Raw genomic sequence first — 23,425 nt, 5'->3', positions numbered from 1 at the left:
CGTTGCCGGCCCATGGGGCGGAACGATGAAATGCTGGTTTGCTTATGCTAGCGCATGCATCACCGGGCGAGCGGAAAGCTGTCTTGCGCAGGCTGCCCGCTCCATTTAATGAAACGGGCTGCTACAGCGGCAGGCGCAGGGATACGCGCAGGCCGCCCAGCGACGGAGAGGGCGCGTAGCCGATCGTGCCGCCGTATTGTGCGACGATGTCGCCGACGATGACCAGGCCGATGCCGTGGCCCGGGCGCCGCTCGTCGCTGCGCAGGCCGGCGGTGCCGAGGCTGTGGATCATGTCCGGCGGTACGCCGGGGCCGTCGTCCTCGATGGTGCATGCCAGGGCGCCGGGGGCCTCGGCCTCACCGGCGAGGCGCAGCACGACGCGTGAGCCTGCCCATTTGCAGGCATTGTCGAGCAGGTTGCCGAACAGTTCCAGCATGTCTTCGCGGTCGAGCGGGTAGTGGCGCTCGGGTACGTCGAGGACGATGTCTAGCGCGCGCTCGGCATGAAGCTGACGCAGGGCCAGGGCCAGGGCCTGGAGCTGGGCGCGGGCGTCGAAGCCTTCGCGGGTGGGGCCGCCGCCGGCGAGCCGGGCGCGGCGCAGTTCGCGTTCGATGGTGTCGCGCATGGTGTCGACCTGGGCCTGGATGGCCCGGGCCGAGGTTTCGGCCCCTTGCCGCTGCAGTTCGTCGGCGTGGTGCTGCAGCACGGCCAGCGGGGTCTTGAGGGCGTGCGACAGGTTGCCTACGGTGTGGCGGATGCGGCCGAGGCGCTGGGCGTGATGCTGGGCGAGGCGGTTGAGGGCGTCGAGCATCGGCTGGACTTCGCGCGGGGCCTGCCGGTCGAGGCCGGCGGCTTCGCCGCGCTCGATCCGGCGGCAGGCAGCGGCCGCGTCCTGCAGTGGGGCGAGGCCGCGCAGCAGCAGGCGGCGCTGCAGGATCAGCAACAACAGCAGGGCGATGCCCAGGCCGGCGAGCATGCGCTGGCCGAAGCTGGCGATGGCGTCGTCGAGCAAGGATATGTGCTGGGTGACGATGACCATGATGCCACCGTCGGCGGACGGGAAGTGTTTGGCATAGACCAGCAGCTTCTGCCGTGCGGGGCCGTCGAGGCGGAACACGGCTTCGCCGCTGGCGTCGGGCGGCGGCAGGACGAGCTCTTCGTCCCACAGCGAGCGCGAGCGCAGCCAGGGGCCGTCGCCTTTGCGGATCATGAAGTAGTGGCCGGACAGGGGGATCTGGTAGGCCGTGCCGGCCGAGCCCTCCGCGGCGGTTTCGGGGTCGTCGGCATCGAGCACGTGGACGTAGAGCAGGCCGGCGTCGTTCTTCAGGCGCGAGACCACGTAGTCTTCGACCAGGCGATGGGGGAAATCCTGCAGCGCGAAGGCGAGCAGCAGGCCGGCGGCGACCAGTACCAGGGCCATTGCCAGCGACAGACGGTTGAGCAGCGACGTCATGGCAGGAAGCGGTAGCCCTGGCCGCGCCGGGTCTCGATGCGCTCGTTGCCGAGCAGGCTGCGCAGCCGGCGCACGTAGACCTCGATGACGTTGCTGTCGTGCTCGGCGCCGTGGTCGTACACATGCTCGTAGAGTTGGGTCTTGGACAGCACTTCGTCCGGATGCCGCATGAAGTAGCGCAACAGGCGGAATTCGGTGGCGGTCAGGGTCTGCTCGCCGCCGTCGTCGCCGCACAGGCACTGGCGCGCTTCGTCGAGCCGCCATCGGCCGGCGCGCAGCTCCAGCGTGGGCGCCGGGGCGCTGCGGCGCAGCAGCGCCTGCAGCCGGGCCAGCAGTTCCTCGACGTGAAAAGGCTTGCCCAAGTAGTCGTCGGCGCCGGCCTGCAGGCCTTCGACGCGCTCGGCCCAGCCGTTTCGGGCGGTGAGGATCAGCACGGGCAGTCGGCTGCCGGCCGCGCGCCATTCGCGCAGCACGTCCAGCCCCGGCTTGCCGGGCAGGCCGAGGTCGAGCACCGCGGCGTCGTAGGCTTCGGTGGCGCCGAGGTGGGCGCCGTCGATGCCGTTGCCGGCGACATCGACGGCGTAGCCCTCGTGCTCGAAGCGGCTGCGCAACTGCCCGGCCAGATCGGGGTCGTCTTCGACGACGAGCAGGCGCATGGCTTATTTCGTTTTGCGGCGCAGGATTTCGCCGCTGGCGGCGTCGATTTCGAGCTTATGCACCCGGTCGGCGTCGTCGATGATCTTCACCTCGTAAACGTAGCTGCCGCGTTCGTGGTCGAGTTCGACTTCCACGACCTGGCCGGGCTGGGCGGCGCGGCCGCGGGCGAGGATGTCTTCCATCGGCAGGATCTTGCCGCTTTCGCGCAACTGGCGGACTTCGCTGGCGCGTGTGCGCTCGTCCGAGGCGTGGGCGGTGGCGGGCTGCAGGCCGGTGGCGGCCAGCGTGGCGACGGCGAGGCTGGCGATGGCCGCGGCGACGCTGCGGCGGGCGGTGTGAATCTGGTGGATGTTCATGATGGGCTCCTTGCGGTTTGGCTGTCCGGGGATGGGACGGACACAGTGTCGCAGGGCCTGGCTGAAGCCAGGCTGAAAGCCGCCATGCCTGTTCATGGCCTGCGGGCCGTCAGCCGATGCCGGCCTTTTTCTTCAGACAGGCGACGTAGGCCGTGCCGTTGGGCGGGGTGCCGTTGCGCTGGGCGTTGAACAGCATTTCGCCGAGGCATTCGAGCGCATCGTGCATGGCGTCGTGGCGGTCGCCATGGCGCGCGCAGGCGGCCTCGAAGGCGGCGCGGATGCCGGGCGGCTGGTCGATGGAGAGCTGTTCCTCGATCGCCAGGTGCAGCGACAGATGCAGGAAGGGGTTGATGCCGCCGTCCTCGGGGGTGAAGTCGCGGTCGATGGCGTCCGGGTCTTCGACGATGGCGTGGTATTCCGGGTGGTGGCCGATGATGTCGGCGGCGATGGTTTCCATCGGCGTCAGCACCTCGCGCGCCTGGTGCTTGCGCCAGCTTTCGATGAAGAAGTTGCGGACCTGGTCGCGGCTGGGGTTGAACATGGGGGCTCCGGGAGGTGTTCTTGGGGAAGGGGGCGGGCTGCAGGATTCGATGCTGCTTGCCGGCTTCGGTTCGTTTGTGCCGTGGGGGCGTCAGCCGGTCTTGTCGCGGAACAGGCACAGGTCGCGCACGATGCACTGGCCGCATTTCGGGCTGCGCGCGGTACAGACGTAGCGCCCGTGCAGGATCAGCCAGTGGTGGGCGTCGAGCAGGTAGTCCTTGGGGACGCGGCGCATCAGGGCCTTTTCCACTTCCACGACGTCCTTGCCGGGGGCCAGGCCAGTGCGGTTGGAGAGGCGGAAGATGTGGGTGTCGACCGCCATCACCGGCTGTCGGAACACGGTGTTGAGCACGACGTTGGCGGTCTTGCGGCCGACGCCGGGCAGGGCTTCGAGCGCGTCGCGGTCGGCCGGCACTTCGCCGCCGTGGCGTTCGAGCAGCAGGCGTGACAGCGCCAGGGTGTTCCTGGCCTTGTTGCGGAACAGGCCGATGGTCTTGATGTGCTCGGCAATGCCGGCTTCGCCGAGCGACACCATCGCCTCGGGCGTTGGTGCGTCGGCGAACAGCTTGCGGGTGGCGATGTTGACGCTGCGGTCGGTGGCCTGGGCCGACAGCACCACCGCCACCAGCAACTGATAGGGCGAAGCGTATTCCAGCTCGGTCTGCGGGTTCGGGTTGGCATCGTGCAGGCGGCGGAAGAATTCGCGGACCGCGTCGCGTTTCATCAGGGCCATGGTTTCAGTTCACCCCGGCCGGTTCGGCGTCCGTGCTGGCCGGCGCCGTGGGCGGGTGTTGGCGCGTACGCTCGGCCAGCTTGGCGTTGATCGTATTGAAGGCGGCGATCAGGCAGCCCAGCGTGATGAAGGCGCCGGGCGGCAGCATCGCCACCAGGAAGCCGGGATAGTCGTCGCCGAACACGTTCCAGGCCGACAGCGAGGGGACGATCATCTCGATGCCGGAGAACAGCGTGCCGGCGCCGAGCAGTTCGCGGATGCCGCCGAGCAGGCCGAGCACCCAGACCAGGCCGAGGCCCATCATGACACCGTCCAGGGTGGAGGTGAGCGGGTCGTTCTTGGCCGCGTAGGCTTCGACGCGCGCGAGCACGATGCAGTTGGTGACGATCAGCGGGATGAAGATGCCGAGCACCAGGTAGAGATCGTGGAAATAGGCGTTGAAGCTCAGATCCACCACCGTCGTCAGCGCGGCGATGATCAGGATGAAGACCGGGATGCGGATCTCGTAGGGGATGTAGCTGCGCAGCGCCGAGACGGCGAGGTTGGCCAGCGCCATCACCAGGATGGTGGCCAGGCCGAGGCTGACCGCATTCACCATGCTGGTGCTGACGGCGAGGATGGGGCAGAGGCCGAGCAGCTGGGCGAGGCCGGTGTTCTGCTTCCACAGGCCGTTGTGGGCGAGCTCGCGGAATTGCTGGATGTTCATGGCTGCGCTCCGAAAGTGCTGCCGGCGGGGGCGGTGAAGAGGTCGTGCTGGCGGGCCGTGGCCCAGGCAGTGGCGCGGCCGACGGCGCCGACCACCGCGCGGGCGCTGATCGTGGCGCCGGTGCGGTAGCCGAAAGTACCGCCGTCCTTGCGCACCGACCAGTTTGCCGGATCGGTTTCCTGCCAGGTGGTGACGGCGAACTGGCCGATCCAGGGCATGTCCTTGCGGCGGTCCTTCTTCGGGTCGATGTAGTCGCCCAGGCCGGGGGTTTCCTTGTGTTCGGTGACACGCACGCCCGACAGCAGGCCGTTGGTGTTGATCGCGACCACCAGCGAGATGCGGCCGGCGTAGCCGTCGGCGGCGACTGCCTCGACGATCAGCGCGACCGGCTCGCCGGCCTTGCGCGCACGCCAGACCCTGCCGCCCTTGTCGAGGCCGAGCGCGGGGGTGGGGCCGAGGTGCACGTAATCGTCGAGCAGGGCGTTGTCGTAGCTGTCCGGCGGCAGCACCTCGTCGATCAGCCGCATCTGCGCTTCCTGCGCCGAAGCTTCGATCGCCGGCCGGGTGCGGTCGTAGGTGAAGGCCATCATCGCGGTGAAGGCGACGGTGAAGGCCAGCATGATCGCGGCGGTGCGCAGCGAGGTGCGCAGGGCGTCATTGGCCGTGCTCATCGCCGTTCCCCGCGGTGGCCGAAGACGCGCGGCTGGGTCTTCATGTCGATCAGCGGCACGCACAGGTTCATCAGCAGCACGCCGAAGGCGATGCCTTCGGGATAGGCGCCGAAGTTGCGGATGATCCAGGCGATCAGGGCGACGCCGGCGGCGAAGATCAGCTTGCCGCGCGGCGTGGTGGCGCCGGACACCGGATCGGTGACGATGAAGAAGGCGGCGAGCATCGCGCCGCCGCTGGCCAGATGGAACAGCGGCGAGGCGAAACGGGCCGCATCGAACAGCCAGAACAGTCCGGACACCAGCGCCAGGGTGGCGATGAAGGCGGCCGGCATGTGCCAGGTGATGACCCGCGCGGCGAGCAGGAAGAGGCCACCAACGGCGTAGCCGAGCGCGATCCATTCCCAGCCGCTGCCGCCGAGGAAGCCGAAGGCCGGCCCCTGCCTGAGCACGTCGACCGGGCCGGCGCCGGCATGCAGGCCGCTGCGCAGGGCGTCGAGCGCGGTGGCGCCGGTGAGGCCGTCGATGTCGCGCGCGCCGCCGAGGATCAGGCCGAGCTGGGTGCCGAAATCCATTCCGCCAACGGGTGGCCACTGCGACATCAGCGCCGGATAGGCGACGATCGCCGTGCAGTAGGCCACCATCGCCGGGTTGAAGGGGTTCTGGCCGAGGCCGCCGTACAGCTGCTTGGCGATCACGATCGCAACCAGTACGCCGATCATCGTCAGCCACCAGGGTGTGATCGGCGGAAAGCACAGCGCCACCAGCCAGGCGGTCAGCACCGCCGACAGGTCGCTCAAGGCGATCGCCACCGGGCGCTTGCGCAAGGCCAGCACCAGCGCTTCGGCGGCGAGCGCGGTGCCGGTGGCGATGGCGAGATTGACCAGGATGCCGGCGCCCACGGTGTAGACGTAGGCGGCGATGCCGGGCAGCAGCGCCAGCAGCACCAGACCCATGAGACGCTGGACGCTGGCCGGTTTGCGGATGTAGGGGGCGTGGATCATGGGCTCAGCGGGCCTCGTCTTCGGCGCGGGCGTCCCTGGGTTCCGCCGTTGCCACCGTAGCCCCGCTGCCGGTTTGGGTTCCGGCCTCGGTGCCGGCCTGCTGGCGGCGGGCTTCGATGGCGGCGATCTCGGCCTGGGTCGTGGGGCTGAGGTCTGCGGTGTTGCGGGGGGCTGCTGCGGCCTTCTGGGCCTGGGCGCGGGCGAGCGCGGCGGCGATCAGGGCTTTTTTCTTCGCCGCGGGATCGTCGGCAGCCGGGACACCGGGCGCCGGGGCGCCGGGCTGTATGCTGGCAGTTGCTGACGCTCCGCTGGCCGCAGGCGTGTCTGCAGCGGTTTCGCTGGCAGTGCGGGTGCGGGTTTCCGCGGCCTTGGCGGCCAAGCGGGCGGCTTTTTCTTCCTTCTCCCGCTCTTGGCGGAAGTTGCGGAACTCGAAGCGTTCGCGGGCCTGGTCGGCGGCGTTCCTGTCGCGTTCGCCGGCGGCGATCTCGCTCTTGGCGAAGCGGTAGTAATCGACCAGCGGAATGTGCGAGGGGCAGACGTAGGCGCAGCAGCCGCATTCGATGCAGTCGAACAGGTGGTAGGCCTTCGCCTTGTCGAAGTTGCGCGCGCGGCTGAACCAGTACAGCTCGAAAGGCTGCAGTTCGGCCGGGCAGGCGCGGGCGCATTCGCCGCAGCGGATGCAGGGCTGCTCGGGTGGTGGTGGCGGCATCAGCGTCGGCGAGGCGGCGATGATGCAGTTGCAGGCCTTGGTCACCGGCACGTCGAGCCGCGGCAGGGCGAAGCCCATCATCGGCCCGCCCATCAGCCAGCGGTCGGTGTCGGCTGCGGGTGCGGCGAGCGCCAGCAGTTCGTCGATCGGGGTGCCGATCAATACTTCCCAGTTGCCGGCATGGGCGACGTTGCCGGTGAGGGTGACGATGCGATCCACCAGCGGCTCGCCGTGCACGATGGCACGGTGCGCGGCGTAGGCGGTGCCGACGTTGAAGCACTGCACGCCGTATTCGGCACCGAAGCGGCCGTAGGGGATCTCGATGCCGGTCAGGGTGCGGATGAGCTGCTTCTCGCCGCCCATCGGGTAGAGCGCGGGCACCGGCAGGATGCGCACTTCGTCGCCGGCCTCGCGGGCGGCGGCGCGCATCGCCTCGATGGCTTCGGGCTTGTTGTCCTCGATGCCGATCAGCAGTTCGCGCGCGCCGATCAGGCGGAAAAGGATGCGGGCGCCGGCCAGCACTTCGGCGGCGCGCTCGCGCATCAGGCGGTCGTCGCAGGTGATCCAGGGCTCGCATTCGCCGCCGTTGAGGATCAGCGTGTCGACGCCGCCTCCACTGCCGAGCTTGATGTGGCTGGGAAAGGCCGCGCCGCCGAGGCCGACGACGCCACAGTCGCGCAGCCAGGCCAGCGCCGCATCGCGGCCGGCGCTGTCGATGTCGAAAGGCTGGCGTTCGATCCAGCGTTCCTCGCCGTCGGGCTCGATGACGACGCAGCGCGTCGGCAGGCCCGAGGGGTGGGCCATCGGGTAGGGGCCGAAATCGACCACGGTGCCGGAAGTCGGCGCATGCACCGCGGTGCCGAAGCTGCCTTCCGACTCGCCGATGCGCTGGCCCTTGAGCACTTTCTGGCCGACTTCGACGCAGCAGCGCGCGGTCGTGCGCGTGCTCTGGCGCAGCGGCACGATCAGGCGCGAAGGCAGCGGCGCGCGGCGGATCGGCGTGCCGGCGGACTCGTCCTTGTGGCCTTCGGGAGCGACGCCACCGTGGAACTTGAACAGGCGGGCGATCATGCGGCTTTCCTGATGTCGATCACCGGGTACTTCCATTTCCAGCTCTGGACGGTCTCGGCGACCGGCTCCATGCTGATGCAGTCGACCGGACAGGGCGGCAGGCACAGTTCGCAGCCGGTGCACAGCGGCGCGACCACGGTGTGCATCTGCTTGGCCGCGCCGACGATGGCGTCGACCGGACAGGCCTGGATGCACAGCGTACAGCCGATGCAGGTCTGCTCGTCGATGACGGCAACGGCCTTGGGTTTTTCGACGCCGTGCTCTTCGGACAGCGGCTTGAATTCGCGACCGAGCAGGTCGGCCAGCTTGCGGATGCCTTCCTCGCCGCCCGGCGGGCACTGGTTGATGTCGGCCTCGCCGCCGGCGATGGCCTGGGCGTAGGGCTTGCAGCCGGGGTAGCCGCACTGGCCGCACTGCGTCTGCGGCAGCACGGCGTCGATCTTGTCGACCAGCGGGTCGCCTTCGACCTTGAAGCGCACCGCGGCGTAGCCGAGCGCGGCGCCGAGCACGAGGGCGAGGGCTGTCATGGCGAGAATGGCGGTCAGCATCGATCGTGCCTTTCCGTCACTGGAAGCGATCCAGGCCGGCGAAGCCCATGAAGGCCAGGCTCATCAGGCCGGCGGTGATCATCGCGATCGCCGTGCCCTTGAACGGCACCGGCACGTCGGCGCCGTCGAGGCGTTCGCGGATGCCGGCGAACAGCACCAGCGCCAGCGTGAAGCCGACCGAGGAGCCGAAGCCGAACAGCAGCGATTCGAGCAGATCGTGGTTCATGCCGACGTTGAGCAGCGGCACGCCGAGCACCGCGCAGTTGGTGGTGATCAGCGGCAGGTAGATGCCGAGCACCTGGTGCAGCAGCGGGCTGGTCTTCTGGATGACCAGTTCGGTGAGCTGGACGATGGCGGCGATGACGACGATGAAGGACAGCGTGCGCAGGTAACCGAGATCGAAGGGCTGCAGCAGGTAGTGGTCGATCAGGTAGCTCGAGCCCGAGCCGAGCGTGAGCACGAAAGTCGTCGCCGCGCCCATGCCGATCGCGGTGTCGAGCTTCTTCGACACGCCCATGAAGGGGCACAGGCCGAGGATGCGGACGAAGACGACGTTGTTGACCAGGACGGCGCCGATGACGATGAAGATGTAGCCGGTCATGATCCGCCGGGGAGAATAAACGGCCGATTATCGCCCGTGGGGCGAAGGTGCTTCAAGCCTCGGGGCCCGGCGGGGCGCTCAGACGGCCGGCGGGGGTGCCAGGCTGGCGCTGTGGAAGGACCAGTGGCCGCGGCGGCGGTCGTCGAAGAAGTGGCGCAGCGTCAGGCCGATGCTGCGAAAGGCGATCCGGTCCCAGGGGATGTCTTCTTCGCGGAACAGTGCCACCTCGAGCGACTCCTCGCCGGCACGGAAATCCAGATCGAGCAGGCGGGCGCGGTAGATCAGATGGACCTGGCTGATGTGCGGCACGTCGATCAGCGTATACAGTTCTCCCACCGCGATGCGCGCGCAGGCCTCTTCGGCGGTTTCGCGGGCGGCCGCCTCGACGGTCGTCTCTTCGTTTTCCATGAAGCCGGCGGGCAGCGTCCAGTAGCCGTGGCGCGGTTCGATCGCGCGGCGACAGAGCAGGATCCGGTCTTCCCACTCTGCCAGCGCGCCGACCACCAGTTTGGGGTTCTGGTAATGGACCGTGCCGCACTGCGGACAGACGTGGCGCAGATGGCTGTCGCCGGCGGGGATGCGGATTTCGACCGGGGCGCCGCAGTTCGAGCAGAAGTTCATGGAGAAGGTGAAGTCAGGAGCAGAGGCAGGGAGCGTTCTTTTCGTTGTCGATTCTAGCGTGCTTTTTCGCACGAATCGGGGATAACATTTGACATAGAATTACAAACTTGGTCGAATTTTTTTACGTAACCGGACCGGAAGCCGGACACGATTCGAGGATTCCATGCTGCAGCCGATTGATATGAAGCGTTTCGAACAGATCAAGGCGGCAGGCGATCTTCCGTCGCCGCGTGGCGTGGCGATCGCGATCATTCGGCTCACCCAGTCTCCGAACGTGTCGGCGGCCGAACTGGCGCGGACGATCAAGGGCGACCCGGCTTTCGTCGGACGCCTGATCAAGGCGGCCAACTCCTCGCTGAGCGCGGGCAAGCGCGCGGTGGTGTCGGTGCAGGATGCACTGATGGTGCTCGGCCTGCCTTCCGTGCGGACGATGGCGCTGGGCTTTTCCCTGTTGTCGAACTATCGCAAGGGTGCCTGCGAAGCTTTCAATTATGAGCACTTCTGGTCCTTTTCGCTGGTGATGGCGCTGTCGATGCAGGCGCTGGCGCTGCGCGTGCGCGTGCTTGCCGCGGACGAGGCCTTCAGTCTCGGCCTGCTTGCGCGCGTCGGTGAACTGGCCCTGGCGACACTGTATCCGGCGGAGTTCGGCCGCGTGCTGCGCGAAATCGCGGCGACGCCGGCCCTGCACCAGCTCGAGCTGGAGGAGAAGGCCTTCGCCATGACGCATTGCGAACTCGGTGCCGCGATGCTGACGGACTGGGGGCTGCCGGAAGTCATGGTCGCGCCGATGCGGTGCTACGAAACGCCGGAGCAGGTCGGCTTCGCCGAAGCCGGCCGGGAAGCCGGCCTGCTGCAATGCCTGGTGCTCGCGCGGGCAATCGCCCGGCTGTGCCTCTCGCCCGAGTCCGAGCATGCGAACCTGATGTCGCCGATGCTGCGGCTGGCGAGCCGGCTCGGGATATCGCACGGCGATTTCATCGCATTGTGCGAGAACGTCGGGCGTGAATGGGGGGAATGGGGCAAGTTGCTGCTGCTTGAGACCAGGCAGGCGCCCGAGTTTTCCCAACTGTTGTCCACGCAGGAACCGTCCACTGCCGAAGCTGCCCGGCGTTCCCGGGGCGGTTCGGGCCAGCGCCCGGGCGCTGCGGGCGACGAGTTCCTGGACGATGAAGCAGTTCGCGTGCTCGTGATCGGTGCCAACGACGACGAGCGTGCATGCATGCGTTCGACGCTGGACCCGGAGTCCTTCCTGATCACCGAAGAGGAAGATTACGACCAGGGGATCGAGCGGGCGATCGACATCCAGCCGCAACTGATGGTCGTCGATTGGGGGCATGCAGGCCGTTGGGCCGACTGGATCCGGGCCTTGCGCGACACCCGTTTCGGCGCTTCGCTGTATCTGCTGGTGCTGCTCGACGAACTGGACGAAGAAGCCCTCAAGAAGGCCGCCGAAGCGGGGGCTGACGATTTTCTCGTGCGGCCGGTCTGCCAGAGCGCGTTGGCGCTGCGGATGCAGGCGGGGCGTCGCATGATTCTGCTGCAGCTCCGGCTCGAACACGAGCGCGAGGAGCTTCGGCATTTCGCCGCCGAACTGGCAATCTCGAACCGGCGCCTGCAGGAGGCGGCGATGACCGATGTGCTGACCGGCGTGCCGAACCGGCGGTATGCCATCGATCGCCTGCACATGGAGTGGGCTGCATGCGCCCGCCACCACCGCCCCCTGACGGTGATGGTCGCGGACCTGGACGGTTTCAAGGAAATCAATGACGCGCATGGGCACGACGTCGGCGACATCGCCTTGCGCCAGGTGTCGGAAGTGCTGCGCGAGGAACTGCGTGCGCAGGACGTCCTCTGCCGCATGGGCGGAGACGAGTTTCTCGTCATCTGCCCGGATGCCGATCTGAATGCGGCGCTTGCCTGCGCGGAACGCCTGCGGGCGGCAGCGGCCAATCTGGAGATCGAAACGGGCGGTCCGCAGCTGCGTCTTTCGGTCAGCATCGGCGTGGCGACGCGCGACGAATCGATGCCGGCGATGAAGGCGCTGATCAAGCTTGCCGATCGTGGGGCTTTCCTTGCCAAGGCGCGCGGCCGCAACTGCGTCGTGGCGCCGCAGCGCGCCGATCATCCAACTGGCTGAACTGCCGGCCGTGGGCGCTGCTGTTGCTTCCGGGCAACGCCGATGCTATCCGATTACGCGTCAGTGTGACTTTGTAACTTGCTGATACGAATAATTTGCTCTAACTTCGACGCCGCTCGTCCCCGAAAGGGATTGGAAATTTATGGACCGACCCGACTTCCTGGCCGAAATTCGTGAACTGAACCTCGCCTATCTGATGCTTGCACAGCAGATGCTGCGCAGCGATCGGGCGACGGCGATGTTCCGGCTCGGCATCGGCGACGAACTGGCCGAACTGATCGCGACGATGAGTTCGGCCAAGCTGGTGAGAATGGCGGGAAGCCAGATGCTGGTGCCGTGCTTCCGCTTCGATGATGCCCAGCTTGCCCGACTGATGGCGGGCGAGGGGCGTGATGCGGTGAGTGCCGGCCTGCATGCCGCAATCATCGCCGCAGGCAAGGCCGCCCAAGGTGCGGCCTGAGGAGCAGACATGAAGAACAAGAGCGTGCTCGACGAGGCGGACGACATCCGCCGTGCGGTGGAAATGGTGCAGCTCGGTGCGCGCATGCAGATGCTCGAAGTCGAGACCAGGCTGAGCCGTGAGAAACTGCTGCGCATCTACAAGGAAGTTCGTGGCGTCTCGCCGCCGAAAGGGATGCTGCCGTTCTCGACCGACTGGTTCATGACCTGGCAGCCGAACGTGCATTCGTCGCTGTTCATGGGGTTGTACCGCTTCTACGTGGAGCGCGCCGCGCTGAGCGGCCTCGATGCGATCATCAAGGCCTACCATCTTTATCTCGACCATCTCGAAGCCAGCACGCTGGAACCGGCACTGAGCCTGACGCGTGCCTGGACCCTGGTCCGGTTCTTCGATGCCGATCTGCTGCAGATGGCCTCGTGCAAATCGTGCGGCGGCAGCTTCGTCGCCCATGCCCACGACCCGGTGCACGATTACGTATGTGGCTTGTGCAACATGCCGTCGCGCGCAGGCAAGTCCGGCTCGACCAGGACGCGCACGGCCAAGCCGAAGGCGGTGGCCAAGCGCAAGCCGGCGAGCAGGGCCGTGGCCGAGACGGCCTGAAGCAGAGGATTCGCCACCCGTAAGGGCGGCACGGAATGAAGGGCTGCCCGCAGGCCGGGGCAGCCCTTTTTCGTTGCTGCGTCTCCCCGGAGGGCAGCAACCATACGCAGTGAGGGAGCGTGAGGGCCGTTTTTCGTGCCGTCCAGCCAGGCGGGTGCCGCCCGATTCAAGTTTTTCCGGTGCCTGACGATAAAAGTCACGGGTTCTGGATTCCGTTGCGGTTAGGCTGTGCCGCGGCGTCTTCATCTTGGAGTGAGTTGTGTTCCTGATCATCGGCTACGTCATCATCCTGGCCGCCTCGCTCGGCACCTACGCGGTGCATGGAAGCCTTGCCGCGCTGTGGGTGCCGATGGAGTATCTCGCCATCGTCGGCCTGATGATCGGCGGCTTCGTCGCGAGCAACGGCGGCAAGGCGATCAAGGCCACGATCGGCGCGCTGCCGTCGGTATTCAAGGGTTCGGTGTACAACAAGGCCATGTACGTGGATCTGCTGGCGCTGCTCTACGAACTGCTCGCCAAGGTCCGCAAGGAAGGCCTGATGTCGATCGAAGGGGATATCGAGAATCCGGAGTCCAGCCCGATCTTTTCCAAGTACCCGAGCGTCACCGCCGATCATCACGCGATCGAGTTCCTGACCGACTACCTGCGCATGATGGTGGGCGGCAACCTGAATGCGTTCGAGATCGAGAACCTGATGGACATGGAGATCGAAACGCACCATACCGAGGCGCACCAGGCGCCCCACATCGTGTCCAAGGTGGCCGATGCGCTGCCGGCCTTCGGCATCGTCGTCGCGGTGATGGGGGTGGTGAACGTCATGGGTTCGGTGGGCCAGCCGCCGGCGGTGCTGGGCAAGATGATCGGCGGCGCGCTGGTCGGTACCTTCCTCGGCATTCTGCTGTCCTACGGTTTCGTCGCGCCGATCGCCGGCCAGCTCGAACAGAAGGTCGAGGAAAGCGGCAAGATCTACCAGGTCATCAAGGTCGTGCTGCTTGCCAGCATGAATGGCTATGCGCCGCAGATTGCGGTCGAATTCGGCCGCAAGGTGCTGTATTCCAACGATCGGCCCGGCTTCGTCGAGCTCGAGCAGGAACTCAAGAACCGCAAGGGTTGAGCGATGCGCACGCAGATCGGCCAGGGATGTGAAGGGAGCGCGGCGTGAGCGACGACACCCAGCAACCCATCGTCGTCAAACGGATCAGGAAGGGCGGCGGCGCGGCGCACGGCGGCGCGTGGAAGATCGCCTATGCCGACTTCGTCACGGCAATGATGGCCTTCTTCCTGCTGATGTGGCTGTTGGGCTCCACCGCCCAGGGCGACCTCGAAGGCATCGCCGACTATTTCCAGAATCCGATCAAGATGTCGATGGAAGGCGGAGACGGCACGGGCGACAGTTCGAGCGTGATTCAGGGCGGTGGCGAGGATCTGACGCGCTCGGTGGGCCAGGTCAGGCGAGGCGACGTCGAGAGCACCCGCTCGATCAACATGGATGCGGCGGGCGGCAAGCGCAAGAGCGAAGCCGAGATCAGCGCCGAGAAACTGGCCGAGCGCCGGGAGCGCACACGCCTGATCGACCTCAAGGGCCGTCTCGACGCGATCATCGAAGCCAATGCCTCGCTGCGCCAGTTCAAGAACCAGATCCTGATGGACATCACCACCGAAGGCCTGCGAATCCAACTGGTCGATGAGCAGAACCGGCCGATGTTCATGTCTTCGAGCGCCGAACTGAGGCCGTATACGCGCGACCTGCTGCGCACGATCGCCGGTGCGCTGAACGACGTCGATCACCGCATCAGCCTGTCGGGACACACCGATTCGTCCCAGTACGTCGGGGGCGAGCGAGGCTTCTCGAACTGGGAGCTGTCGTCGAACCGCGCCAACGCATCGCGCCGCGAACTGGTCGCGGGCGGGCTCGAAGCCGGCAAGATGGTCCGCGTCGTCGGCCTGGCCGACACCATTCCGCTCAACCGCGCCGACCCCTTCGATCCGATCAACCGGCGCATCAGCATCATCGTGCTGAACAAATCGACCGAAGATGCGATTCGCAGCCAGACCAGCACGGCCGGCGTCGATGTCGGCGCCGGCGACGACCGCGAATCGATCGGCGGGCAGATCGACAGCAACGTCCCGGTGCCGCTGCCGGGCGGGCCGCGAGGCAGCCTGATCCAGGGGCTCCCGCCACCGCCGAGTTGAGTCGGCGGGCTCAAGTCCTGGCGAATCCGGCCGATATCGAATCCATACCGTCGCAAATGCGATAACCGATTCTTGCCCCAGACGGGGGGAACATGTCCGACCTTCTGAAGAACATCGACGCGCGTACCCGGCTGGCCGGGACGAACAAGCTCGAAATCCTGTTGTTTACCCTCGGCATCGACGGCCGCACCGGACGGCGCGAGACCTTCGGCATCAACGTGTTCAAGGTGCGCGAAGTCATGCGCACGCCGAGCATCACCGCCGCGCCCGAGATGCCGGCCTCGGTCGAAGGCATGGTGAGCCTGCGCGGCACGCTGGTGCCGGTGGTCGATCTGGCGCGCTACATCGGCATGAGCGTCGAGACGCCGCGCGAGATCATGATCGTCACCGAATACAACGGCCACACCCAAGGTTTCCTGGTCGAGGCCGTCGATACCATCCTGCGCCTGGACTGGTCGCAGATGCGGGTGCCGCCCGAGATGCTGACGGCCAACATGGGTGGCCTCGTCACCGCCGTCACCGAATTGCCGGGCGGCAAGCTGGTGATGATGCTCGACGTCGAGAAAGTGCTGTCCGAGACGACCCGCTACGACAACGAATACATCTTCAAGGACATCGTCCAGTTGCCGGATGGCGATGGCCGTGTGGTGTATTTCGCCGACGATTCCTCGGTGGCGCGGCGCCAGATCCAGCAGACGCTCGACGCCATGGGCGTGCGCCACGTCTCGGCGGTCAATGGCCGGCAGCTGTGGGAGGAGCTGAATCGCGCCGCAGCCCATGCGGAGGCCAGCGGACGCAAGATCGGCGATCTCGTCAGCCTGGTGCTGACCGACGTCGAGATGCCCGAAATGGACGGCTACATCCTGACCAAGCAGATCAAGTCCGACCGCCGCTTCGCGGGCATTCCGGTGATCATGCATTCGTCGCTGTCGGGCAACTCCAACCAGCAGCTGGGGATGTCGGTGGGAGTGGATGAATACGTGCCCAAGTTCGAGCCGCAGCGCCTGGCGCAGACCCTGAGCCGCCTGCTGGTCGAAGGCGTCGCGCCGCAGGCGCAGGATTGAGGAACCGCCATGCTGAACCTTGCCCAGGAAGAATCCGCGCTGCTCGACTCGGTCGTCAGCCGTACCCAGCTTGCAGGCTCCAACTGCATGGAGATCCTGTTGTTCTCGCTCGGCACCACCGAGCATTTCGGTATCAACGTGTTCAAGGTGCGCGAAGTCTCGAAGACGCCTTTCATCACCCGCACGCCCAACATGCCGACCGGCGTGGAAGGCTTGATCTCCCTGCGCGGCAACGTCATTCCGGTGCTGTCGCTGGCCGGCATCCTCGGCGTCGCCCAGCCCGGCACGCTGAACGAAGGCGCGATGATGGTCACCGAGTACAGCAAGCGCACGCTGGGTTTCCTGGTCGAGGAAGTCGATCGCATCATCCGCGTCGATTGGGAGAAGGTGCGCACGCCCGAGAATGTGTCGGGCGGCAGCCATGCCTACATCACCGCCATCACCGAACTGCCGGACGGGCGCCTGGTGTCGATCCTCGACGTCGAGAGCATCCTGGCCAACACCTTCGGCGATGCGGTGGTCGGCAACATCGAGCCGATCGGCAACGGCCACGAGGTCAACGTCTTCTTCGTCGATGACTCGGGCGTGGCGCGGCGCAAGATCACCGAAGTGCTCGACAAGCTCGGCGTGCGCCACAAGCACGCGCAGAACGGCCTCGAGGCATGGACGCGCCTGGTCAGCATCGCCGATCATGCCGAGCATACGGGCCGTCCGGTGGCCGAGGAGATCGACCTCATCATGGTCGATGCCGAAATGCCCGAGATGGACGGTTACGTGCTGACGCGCAACATCAAGGCCGATACGCGCTTCGGCGGAATTCCGGTGGTGATGCATTCCTCGCTGTCGTCCGAGGCCAACCGGGCGATGGGCAAGCGGGTGGGGGTGGATGCGTACGTGGCAAAATTCGACGCTGACGTACTTGCTGAAACCCTGAGGCCGCTGCTCGCGCGTGCGCGCCGGGCAGCCTGAGCCGAGCCGGAATGAATGGAGAACCTGGAATGTCCGACCCCAAACTCAAATTTCTCGTCGTCGATGATTTCTCGACCATGCGACGGATCGTCCGCAACCTGCTCAAGGAGCTGGGCTACACCAACGTCGATGAAGCCGAGGATGGTGCGATCGCGCTGCAGAAGCTGGCTTCGGGGCAGTTCGACTTCGTCGTCACCGACTGGAACATGCCGAACATGGACGGGCTGACGCTGCTGCAGACGATCCGCCGCACGCCGCAGCTCAAGCACCTTCCGGTGCTGATGATCACCGCCGAGGCGAAGAAGGAAAACATCATCGCCGCGGCTCAGGCCGGTGCCAGCGGCTACGTCGTGAAGCCGTTCACCGCGGCGACGCTGGCGGAAAAACTGCAGAAGATCTTCGAAAAGATGGGGCGCCCGGCATAGGAAGGCCCAGCACAGGGGCGCCCGGCATGGGGACGCCCGACCGAGGGCACATCACCTGAACGCTTGCGTATCCCGAGCATGGAGTCTGGACATGAGTAAACGGCCTAAATTCGACGAGTCGGGCGACTCGGACGACCTTCAGGCACTGTTCGACAGCATCGCCGCGCAACCCGCCGAGGCTTTCCCGGCCGCTGCGGCGCCGCAGACCGCGTCGATGGCTGCCGCTGCCGATGAAGCCGGAGACAGCGACGAGTTGCAGGCCTTGTTCGACGCAGTGTCGGCGGAGACCGGCATCGCCGAACCACCACTGGTCGAACGTGCGGGCGGGGAGCTGCAGGACGCCGACGGCGATCGCGCGGTTTTCAACCGTTTGGGACACATGACTCGCCAACTGCACGATGCGTTGCGCGAGCTCGGCCTGGATGCCAGCCTGCAGGAGGCGGCCCAGGCGATTCCGGATGCCCGCCAGCGGCTGGACTACATCGCGCAGATGACCGAGCAGGCGGCGAGCCGCGTGCTCAATGCCACGGACATCGCCCGCCCCCTGCAGGACGGGATCCAGCAGAAGTCGGCGGTCTTGCGCTTGCGCTGGGACGAGGTGTTCGCCGGCAAGGTGTCGCCCGAGGACTTTCGCTCGCTGAGCATCGAGACGCGCGATTTTCTCGGCGAGGCCGAAGCCGACAGCGCGGCGACCGGCGCGCAGTTGATGGACATCATGATGGCGCAGGACTTCCAGGACCTGACCGGCCAGGTCATCAAGCGCGTGCTGCAGACCGCCCAGGCGCTCGAGTCGCAGTTGCTGGAAGTGCTGCTCGAGACCGCGCCGCCGGCGGTGAAGGTCGAGTGTGCGGGCAGCCTGATGAACGGGCCGGTCATCGACGGCAAGACGGCCGATGGCATCGTGACGAACCAGGAGCAGGTCGACGACCTGCTCGAAAGCCTGGGTTTCTGAGCCGGGCATGCCGGTCGACGCGTGGGCCTTGCATGAGGACGGACCGGGAAGACCGCATGTCCGCAGTGGAAAAAGTGGAGCGAGAAGAGCATGAGTGATTTTGCCGGAATGGAAGACCTGTTGCAGGACTTCCTCATCGAGGCCGGGGACCTGTTGTCCGGGGTCGACAACAAGCTGGTCGATCTGGAGCGCTCGCCCGAGGATCGCAGCCTGCTCAACGACATCTTCCGCGGCTTTCACACGATCAAGGGCGGTGCCGGCTTCCTGAATGCGGCCGAGCTCGTGAATCTGTGCCACCTGACCGAGAACCTGTTCGACAAACTGCGCAACGGCGAACTGTCGATCACGCCCGAAGCAATGGACGTGATCCTGGCCGCCACTTCCGCGGTGCGCGAAATGTTCGGCTTTCTCGAAAGCGGGACCCAGCCGCCGCCGGCAGACCCAGATCTGATGGCGCGTCTGAAAGCCGCGCTGGCGGGCGAGCCGATCGCGGCTGCGCAGCCTGCGGCGGAAGGCGTCGGCCTGCCGCTGCCGGGCGAGCCGGCCTGGGACCTGCTGTACGCGGCCGTGGCTGGCAAGCCTGCGACCGCAGCCGCAGCGCCATCGTCCGTCGTGCCGGCTGCTGCGCCGGCCAAGCCGGCTCCTGCCGAAGAGATCATCAAGGCGGCGATCGGGCGGCGCGCCACCGACAAGCCGGGCGTTTCCGGGCCGGTCGGTCGGCGCGACAGCGAGCGCCAGCGGGACAATTCGATCCGCGTCGATACCGCGCGCCTCGATCAGGTGCTGAACCTGTCCGGCGAGATCGGCCTGACCAAGAACCGGCTCAATGCGCTGCGCAGCGACATCCTCAGCGGCCGCAACGATTCCGAAACGCTGCATGCGCTCGATCTCGCCGTCAGCCAGCTCGACCTGCTGGTCTCCGACCTGCAGAACGCGGTGATGAAGACCCGCATGCAGCCGATCGGCCGGCTGTTCCAGAAATATCCGCGCATCGCCCGTGACCTGGCCCGCAATCTCGGCAAGGACGTGGAACTGGTGCTGGTCGGCGAGGAAACCGAGATCGACAAGACGATGATCGAGGATCTGTCCGACCCCATCATCCACCTGGTCCGCAATGCGGTGGATCATGGCGTCGAAGACCGCGCCGGCCGCATCGCCGCCGGCAAGCCGGAGAAATCGATCGTCCGCCTCGAGGCGCGCCAGGAGGGCGACCACATCGTCATTCTCGTCGCCGACGACGGCCGCGGCATGGATGCCGAGCGCCTGCGCAGCAAGGCGCTGGCCAAGGGCCTCATCACCGATGAGGAAGCCAGCACCATGGACGAGCGCCAGAGCTACAACCTGATCTTCCTGCCCGGCTTCTCGATGGCGGAGCAGGTGTCGGACGTGTCGGGCCGCGGCGTAGGCATGGACGTGGTGCGCACCAACATCCAGAAGCTCAACGGCAGCATCGAGATCCGTTCGCAGCAGGGCAAGGGCACGACCCTGATCATCAGCCTGCCGCTGACGCTCGCGATCCTGCCGGTGCTGCTGGTGCGCCTCGGCGAGCAGCCTTTCGCCGTGCCGCTGGCGATGGTGCGCGAGATCCTGCCGATCGACCCGGCCATGGTCCAGGACGTCGGCGGCAAGGCGACCATGGTGGTGCGCGGCGAAGTGCTGCAGATCCTGCCGCTGTCCTCGCTGCTCGGCTGGCCGCAGGAGCGGGCGCCGCAGTACGGCGTGCTGATGCAGGCGGCCGAACTGTCCTTCATCCTGGCGATCGACAGCTTCGCCGGCCGTGAAGATGCGGTGATCAAGTCGCTCGACGATTTCCGGCCGAAGGGGGTTGCCGGCGTGACCACCTTGTCGAACGGCCAGATCGTGCTGATCCTCGACATGAAGGAGCTGCTCGGTACTGCCGGCGACCATCGCGGCGTGCCGCGCGCGGCGCTGATGCGCAGCCGGGAAGCGCTGGCACTGGCTTCCTGAGCGGACGTAAACCGGAGCCGGGCCTTTCGCGTGCTGCACGCGAAAGGCCCGGCTTCATTTTGTGGGCAGTGTGTTTAGGCGGTGAGTTCGAGCAGCGCGGCAAACGCCTGTTCGAACTGCCGCAGGCCTTCCTGCTGCAGGCGCTCGCCGGCCTGATTCAGGTCGATGCCGTGCCGCTCCAGCGCAGCGTACTGTGCCGCGGCATCCTCGATGTCCTGGCCCACGGTGTCGGCCGTCACCTTGCCGTGGTCGCGCAGTGCGTCCAGCGTGGCGTCGGGCAGGGTGTTGATGGTTTCGGCGCCGATCAGCGGTTCGACGTAGAGCAGATCGCTGTAGGCCGGATTCTTGGTGCCGGTGCTCGCCCACAGCATCCGCTGCGGCCGTGCGCCGGCTGCGCGCAGCGCGGCGAAATCGGGTCCGTTGAAGCGTTCGCGGTAGCGCAGGTAGGCGAGCCTGGCAGTGGCCACCGCGCTCTTGCCGCGCAGGGCCAGCGCTGCGCCGCCCAGTTCTTCGAGCTGCTTGTCGATCAGGGTGTCGACCCGCGACAGGAACAGGCTCGCCACCGACATGATGCGCGTCGCGTCGCCGCCAGCCGCCAGCAGGCGTTCGAGGCCGCGCAGATAGGCCTGGGCAACGGCTTCGACGTGGGCGAGCGAGAACATCAGCGTGACGTTGACGCTGACGCCGGCGCCGATCAACTGCTCGATGGCGTCGATGCCGGCCGGCGTCGCCGGCACCTTGATCAGCAGGTTGGGGCGGTCCACCGCGGCTTTCAGGCGCAGGCCGGCGGCGAGCGTGCCGGCGGCGTCGTGAGCCAGCGCGGGCGAGACTTCCAGGCTGACGTAGCCGGCATCGCCGCCGCTGTCGCGGTGCAGCGCCGCCAGCAGGTCGCAGGCCCGCTGCACGTCCGGAATCACCAGCGCTTCGTAGCGTGCTTCGGCACTCAGCGGCTGTGCTTTCAGGGCGGCCAGGTCGTCCTCGTAATAGCGCCCATCCGCGATCGCCTTGTGGAAGATCGCCGGGTTGGTGGTGACCCCGGCGATGCCGTCGTCGGCGATGAAGCGTGCGAGATGGCCGTCGTTGAGCAGGGTGCGGGAAAGGTTGTCGAGCCAGATCTGCTGGCCGTGCTGGCGTACCTGGAGCAGCGGGTTCATCGATGTACCTGAAGTGTGCATGAGTGATCGGACATGCCTGCATCCTGCGCAGGAGAGCATTGCCGGGAAGAGACCGATTGTGCCCTGAAATCGCCGCGCGGGGGAGGAGGGCGCGGCAGCGGCTCTCAACCCAGCAGCGTGTCGTCCCAGCCCAGTGCCCGGCTGACGGCCTCGAAGTCATCACCGGGGCGGCACTGCAGGTTCAGTCTTGCATCGCTGACGGGATGTTGCAGGCCCAGCCGGGTGCAGGCCAGCAGCAGGCGACGGCTGCCGAACAGGGTCTGGAACAGGCGGTTGTGCCGGCCCTTGCCGTAGCTGGCGTCGCCGATGATCGGATGCGAGATGTGCTTCAGGTGGCGGCGCAGCTGGTGCCGCCGGCCGGTTTCCGGCAACAGCTCGACCAGGGCGTAGCGGCTGCTCGGATAGCGGTCGACCGCATGCGGCAGTTCGGCCGTCGCCAGGCGGCGAAAGCGCGTCAGCGCGGGCAGGGCGATTTCGCCGCCCGCCGATTCGGCGGGGCTGTCCGGGTCCGTTTCCTCGTCTTCCGGCAGGCCGTCCCGCCGGCCGGCGCCGTAGCCCTGCCTGCGTTCGATCGGGTCCAGGCGGCGTACCAGCGGATGGTCGATGATGCCTTCTTCGGGCGGATGGCCGCGCACGATGGCGACGTAGCGCTTGTCGACCGTATGGGCCTCGAACTGCCTGCCGAGTGCGGCGGCGACTTCGCGGTCGAGCGCGAACAACAGCACGCCCGAGGTGCCGCGGTCGAGCCGGTGGGCGGGATGGACGCGCTGGCCGATCTGGTCGCGCAGCAGTTGCACGGCGAAGCGTTCCTCGTGCGCGGCGATCGGGCTGCGGTGCACGAGCAGGCCGGAGGGTTTGTCGATGGCGACGAGCCATTCGTCGCGATACAGGATGTCGAGCATGGGCTGTCGGACTCGCAGCGCCCTGCAGGCGGGGCGCTGCGAAAAAGAAAGCGGCCGCGAAGGGCCGCTTCCGTATGTCTGCCTTGCCCGGCCGAGGCCGGGCCAGGGTGCATCAGGCGAAGTTCTGCGCCGCGAAGTCCCAGTTGGCCAGCTTGTCGAGGAAGGTGGCGACGAAGTCCGGACGGCGGTTGCGGTAGTCGATGTAGTAGGCGTGTTCCCACACGTCGATACAGAGGATGGCCTTGTCGGCGGTGGTCAGCGGAGTGCCGGCGGCGCCCATGTTGACGATGTCGACCGAACCGTCGGCCTTCTTGACCAGCCAGGTCCAGCCCGAACCGAAGTTGCCGACCGCGGACGCCTGGAAGGCCTTCTTGAAGTCGTCGAAGGAGCCCCACTTGGCCTTGATCGCATCGGCCAGCGCGCCGGTCGGCTCGCCGCCGCCGTTGGGCTTCATGCTGTTCCAGAAGAAGGTGTGGTTCCAGACCTGGGCGGAGTTGTTGTAGATGCCGCCGGCCGGCGCCTTCTTGATGATGGCTTCGAGTTCGAGGTTTTCGTACTCGGTGCCCTTGATCAGGTTGTTCAGGTTGGTGACATAGGCCTGGTGGTGCTTGCCGTAGTGGAATTCCAGGGTCTCGGCCGAAATGTGCGGGGCCAGGGCGTCCTTGGCGTAGGGCAGGGCGGGCAGGGTGTGTTCCATGCGTATCTCTCCTTGTTAAGGTGTTCTGAAAACTCTTGCGAAGCCCGACGAGTCCGGTCGGGATCCGCGTCCGGCGAAAACGCTCGCGGCCGACATCATAGGCGCACGAGCGGGCGCCTGTCAGCTTCCGGCGGTGGTCTTGTCGAGAGTGAAGCTCCCGGCGGGCAGCACTGGGCGGATTCCCTGGGGGCTGCCTGGCGGGGCCTCCAGGCGGCC

At 66.8% G+C, this 23,425-nt stretch carries 25 protein-coding genes; 10 read left to right on the top strand and 15 right to left on the bottom strand.

Annotation, left to right across the window (positions count from 1 at the left end):
• Window positions 1-121 precede the first annotated feature (121 nt).
• The 12 genes from NX068_RS16785 to NX068_RS16730 form a co-directional block, all read right to left on the bottom strand.
• Window positions 122-1,453, bottom strand: a complete 1,332-nt coding sequence (locus NX068_RS16785) for an ATP-binding protein (protein ID WP_263462407.1) — start codon at window positions 1,451-1,453, stop codon at window positions 122-124.
• Entirely contained in the window at window positions 1,450-2,109 is a 660-nt protein-coding gene (locus NX068_RS16780; protein WP_263462406.1) for a response regulator transcription factor, read from the bottom strand. The genes NX068_RS16785 and NX068_RS16780 overlap by 4 nt, the downstream gene beginning before the upstream one ends.
• Window positions 2,110-2,112: 3 nt before the next feature.
• Entirely contained in the window at window positions 2,113-2,466 is a 354-nt protein-coding gene (locus tag NX068_RS16775; RefSeq protein ID WP_263462405.1) for a PepSY domain-containing protein, read from the bottom strand.
• Window positions 2,467-2,575: 109 nt separating this feature from the next.
• Entirely contained in the window at window positions 2,576-3,007 is a 432-nt protein-coding gene (locus NX068_RS16770) for a DUF1841 family protein (RefSeq protein WP_263462404.1), read from the bottom strand.
• 90 nt (window positions 3,008-3,097) lie between these two features.
• On the bottom strand, window positions 3,098-3,730 hold the full coding sequence (gene nth / locus NX068_RS16765; RefSeq protein WP_263462403.1) for an endonuclease III: 633 nt from the start codon (window positions 3,728-3,730) through the stop codon (window positions 3,098-3,100).
• A gap of 13 nt (window positions 3,731-3,743) precedes the next feature.
• Window positions 3,744-4,445, bottom strand: coding sequence for an electron transport complex subunit E (locus NX068_RS16760; protein WP_263462402.1), 702 nt, complete (start codon window positions 4,443-4,445; stop codon window positions 3,744-3,746).
• Window positions 4,442-5,116 carry an electron transport complex subunit RsxG gene (rsxG, locus tag NX068_RS16755; protein ID WP_263462401.1) on the bottom strand — a complete coding sequence of 225 codons (675 nt, stop codon included), beginning with the start codon at window positions 5,114-5,116 and terminating at the stop codon, window positions 4,442-4,444. Before rsxG ends, NX068_RS16760 begins: the two co-directional genes overlap by 4 nt.
• Window positions 5,113-6,117: an RnfABCDGE type electron transport complex subunit D gene (locus NX068_RS16750; RefSeq protein ID WP_263462400.1), complete on the bottom strand. Its 1,005-nt coding sequence runs from the start codon at window positions 6,115-6,117 to the stop codon at window positions 5,113-5,115. The genes rsxG and NX068_RS16750 overlap by 4 nt, the downstream gene beginning before the upstream one ends.
• A 4-nt stretch (window positions 6,118-6,121) precedes the next feature.
• The gene (gene rsxC / locus NX068_RS16745) at window positions 6,122-7,897 is read right to left on the bottom strand and encodes an electron transport complex subunit RsxC (protein ID WP_263462399.1); all 1,776 of its coding nucleotides are present in this window, start codon (window positions 7,895-7,897) and stop codon (window positions 6,122-6,124) included.
• Entirely contained in the window at window positions 7,894-8,445 is a 552-nt protein-coding gene (rsxB, locus tag NX068_RS16740) for an electron transport complex subunit RsxB (RefSeq protein WP_263462398.1), read from the bottom strand. Before rsxB ends, rsxC begins: the two co-directional genes overlap by 4 nt.
• Window positions 8,446-8,461: 16 nt before the next feature.
• Window positions 8,462-9,046: an electron transport complex subunit RsxA gene (rsxA, locus tag NX068_RS16735; protein WP_263462397.1), complete on the bottom strand. Its 585-nt coding sequence runs from the start codon at window positions 9,044-9,046 to the stop codon at window positions 8,462-8,464.
• Between the two features lie 78 nt (window positions 9,047-9,124).
• The gene (locus NX068_RS16730; RefSeq protein ID WP_263462396.1) at window positions 9,125-9,667 is read right to left on the bottom strand and encodes an NUDIX hydrolase; all 543 of its coding nucleotides are present in this window, start codon (window positions 9,665-9,667) and stop codon (window positions 9,125-9,127) included.
• A 163-nt stretch (window positions 9,668-9,830) separates the two neighbouring features.
• On the opposite strand from NX068_RS16730, the gene NX068_RS16725 reads away from it, so the two are divergent.
• The 10 genes from NX068_RS16725 (at window position 9,831) to NX068_RS16680 (ending at window position 20,435) form a co-directional block, all read left to right on the top strand.
• Window positions 9,831-11,804, top strand: a complete 1,974-nt coding sequence (locus NX068_RS16725) for a sensor domain-containing diguanylate cyclase (protein ID WP_263462395.1) — start codon at window positions 9,831-9,833, stop codon at window positions 11,802-11,804.
• A 142-nt stretch (window positions 11,805-11,946) separates the two neighbouring features.
• Complete coding sequence (gene flhD, locus NX068_RS16720; protein WP_263462394.1) at window positions 11,947-12,264, top strand: flagellar transcriptional regulator FlhD; 318 nt, start codon at window positions 11,947-11,949, stop codon at window positions 12,262-12,264.
• A gap of 9 nt (window positions 12,265-12,273) precedes the next feature.
• The gene (gene flhC, locus NX068_RS16715) at window positions 12,274-12,864 is read left to right on the top strand and encodes a flagellar transcriptional regulator FlhC (protein ID WP_263462393.1); all 591 of its coding nucleotides are present in this window, start codon (window positions 12,274-12,276) and stop codon (window positions 12,862-12,864) included.
• 259 nt (window positions 12,865-13,123) lie between these two features.
• On the top strand, window positions 13,124-13,978 hold the full coding sequence (gene motA, locus NX068_RS16710) for a flagellar motor stator protein MotA (RefSeq protein WP_263462392.1): 855 nt from the start codon (window positions 13,124-13,126) through the stop codon (window positions 13,976-13,978).
• Window positions 13,979-14,022: 44 nt separating this feature from the next.
• Window positions 14,023-15,057 (top strand): flagellar motor protein MotB, encoded by a 1,035-nt coding sequence (motB, locus tag NX068_RS16705; protein ID WP_263462391.1) that lies wholly within the window; start codon window positions 14,023-14,025, stop codon window positions 15,055-15,057.
• Between the two features lie 92 nt (window positions 15,058-15,149).
• Window positions 15,150-16,121, top strand: coding sequence for a chemotaxis protein (locus NX068_RS16700; RefSeq protein WP_263462390.1), 972 nt, complete (start codon window positions 15,150-15,152; stop codon window positions 16,119-16,121).
• 9 nt (window positions 16,122-16,130) lie between these two features.
• A complete protein-coding gene (locus NX068_RS16695) occupies window positions 16,131-17,090 on the top strand; it encodes a chemotaxis protein (RefSeq protein WP_263462389.1) in 960 nt (319 codons plus the stop codon).
• Window positions 17,091-17,119: 29 nt separating this feature from the next.
• Entirely contained in the window at window positions 17,120-17,515 is a 396-nt protein-coding gene (gene cheY, locus NX068_RS16690; protein WP_263462388.1) for a chemotaxis response regulator CheY, read from the top strand.
• A gap of 91 nt (window positions 17,516-17,606) precedes the next feature.
• Window positions 17,607-18,467: a protein phosphatase CheZ gene (gene cheZ, locus NX068_RS16685; protein ID WP_263462387.1), complete on the top strand. Its 861-nt coding sequence runs from the start codon at window positions 17,607-17,609 to the stop codon at window positions 18,465-18,467.
• 90 nt (window positions 18,468-18,557) lie between these two features.
• Window positions 18,558-20,435 carry a chemotaxis protein CheA gene (locus NX068_RS16680; protein WP_263462386.1) on the top strand — a complete coding sequence of 626 codons (1,878 nt, stop codon included), beginning with the start codon at window positions 18,558-18,560 and terminating at the stop codon, window positions 20,433-20,435.
• Between the two features lie 74 nt (window positions 20,436-20,509).
• Here NX068_RS16680 and tal read toward each other — a convergent pair whose 3' ends face one another.
• The 3 genes from tal to NX068_RS16665 form a co-directional block, all read right to left on the bottom strand.
• On the bottom strand, window positions 20,510-21,589 hold the full coding sequence (gene tal, locus NX068_RS16675; protein ID WP_263462385.1) for a transaldolase: 1,080 nt from the start codon (window positions 21,587-21,589) through the stop codon (window positions 20,510-20,512).
• A 125-nt stretch (window positions 21,590-21,714) separates the two neighbouring features.
• The gene (locus tag NX068_RS16670; RefSeq protein WP_263462384.1) at window positions 21,715-22,512 is read right to left on the bottom strand and encodes a pseudouridine synthase; all 798 of its coding nucleotides are present in this window, start codon (window positions 22,510-22,512) and stop codon (window positions 21,715-21,717) included.
• A 112-nt stretch (window positions 22,513-22,624) separates the two neighbouring features.
• Window positions 22,625-23,209 carry a superoxide dismutase gene (locus tag NX068_RS16665; RefSeq protein ID WP_263462383.1) on the bottom strand — a complete coding sequence of 195 codons (585 nt, stop codon included), beginning with the start codon at window positions 23,207-23,209 and terminating at the stop codon, window positions 22,625-22,627.
• Window positions 23,210-23,425: the final 216 nt, after the last annotated feature.

The organism is Thauera carbonicopians (assembly GCF_025699485.1).
In the GTDB taxonomy this organism is placed as follows: Bacteria; Pseudomonadota; Gammaproteobacteria; order Burkholderiales; family Rhodocyclaceae; genus Thauera.
This window is presented reverse-complemented; position numbering and strand designations above follow the sequence as displayed.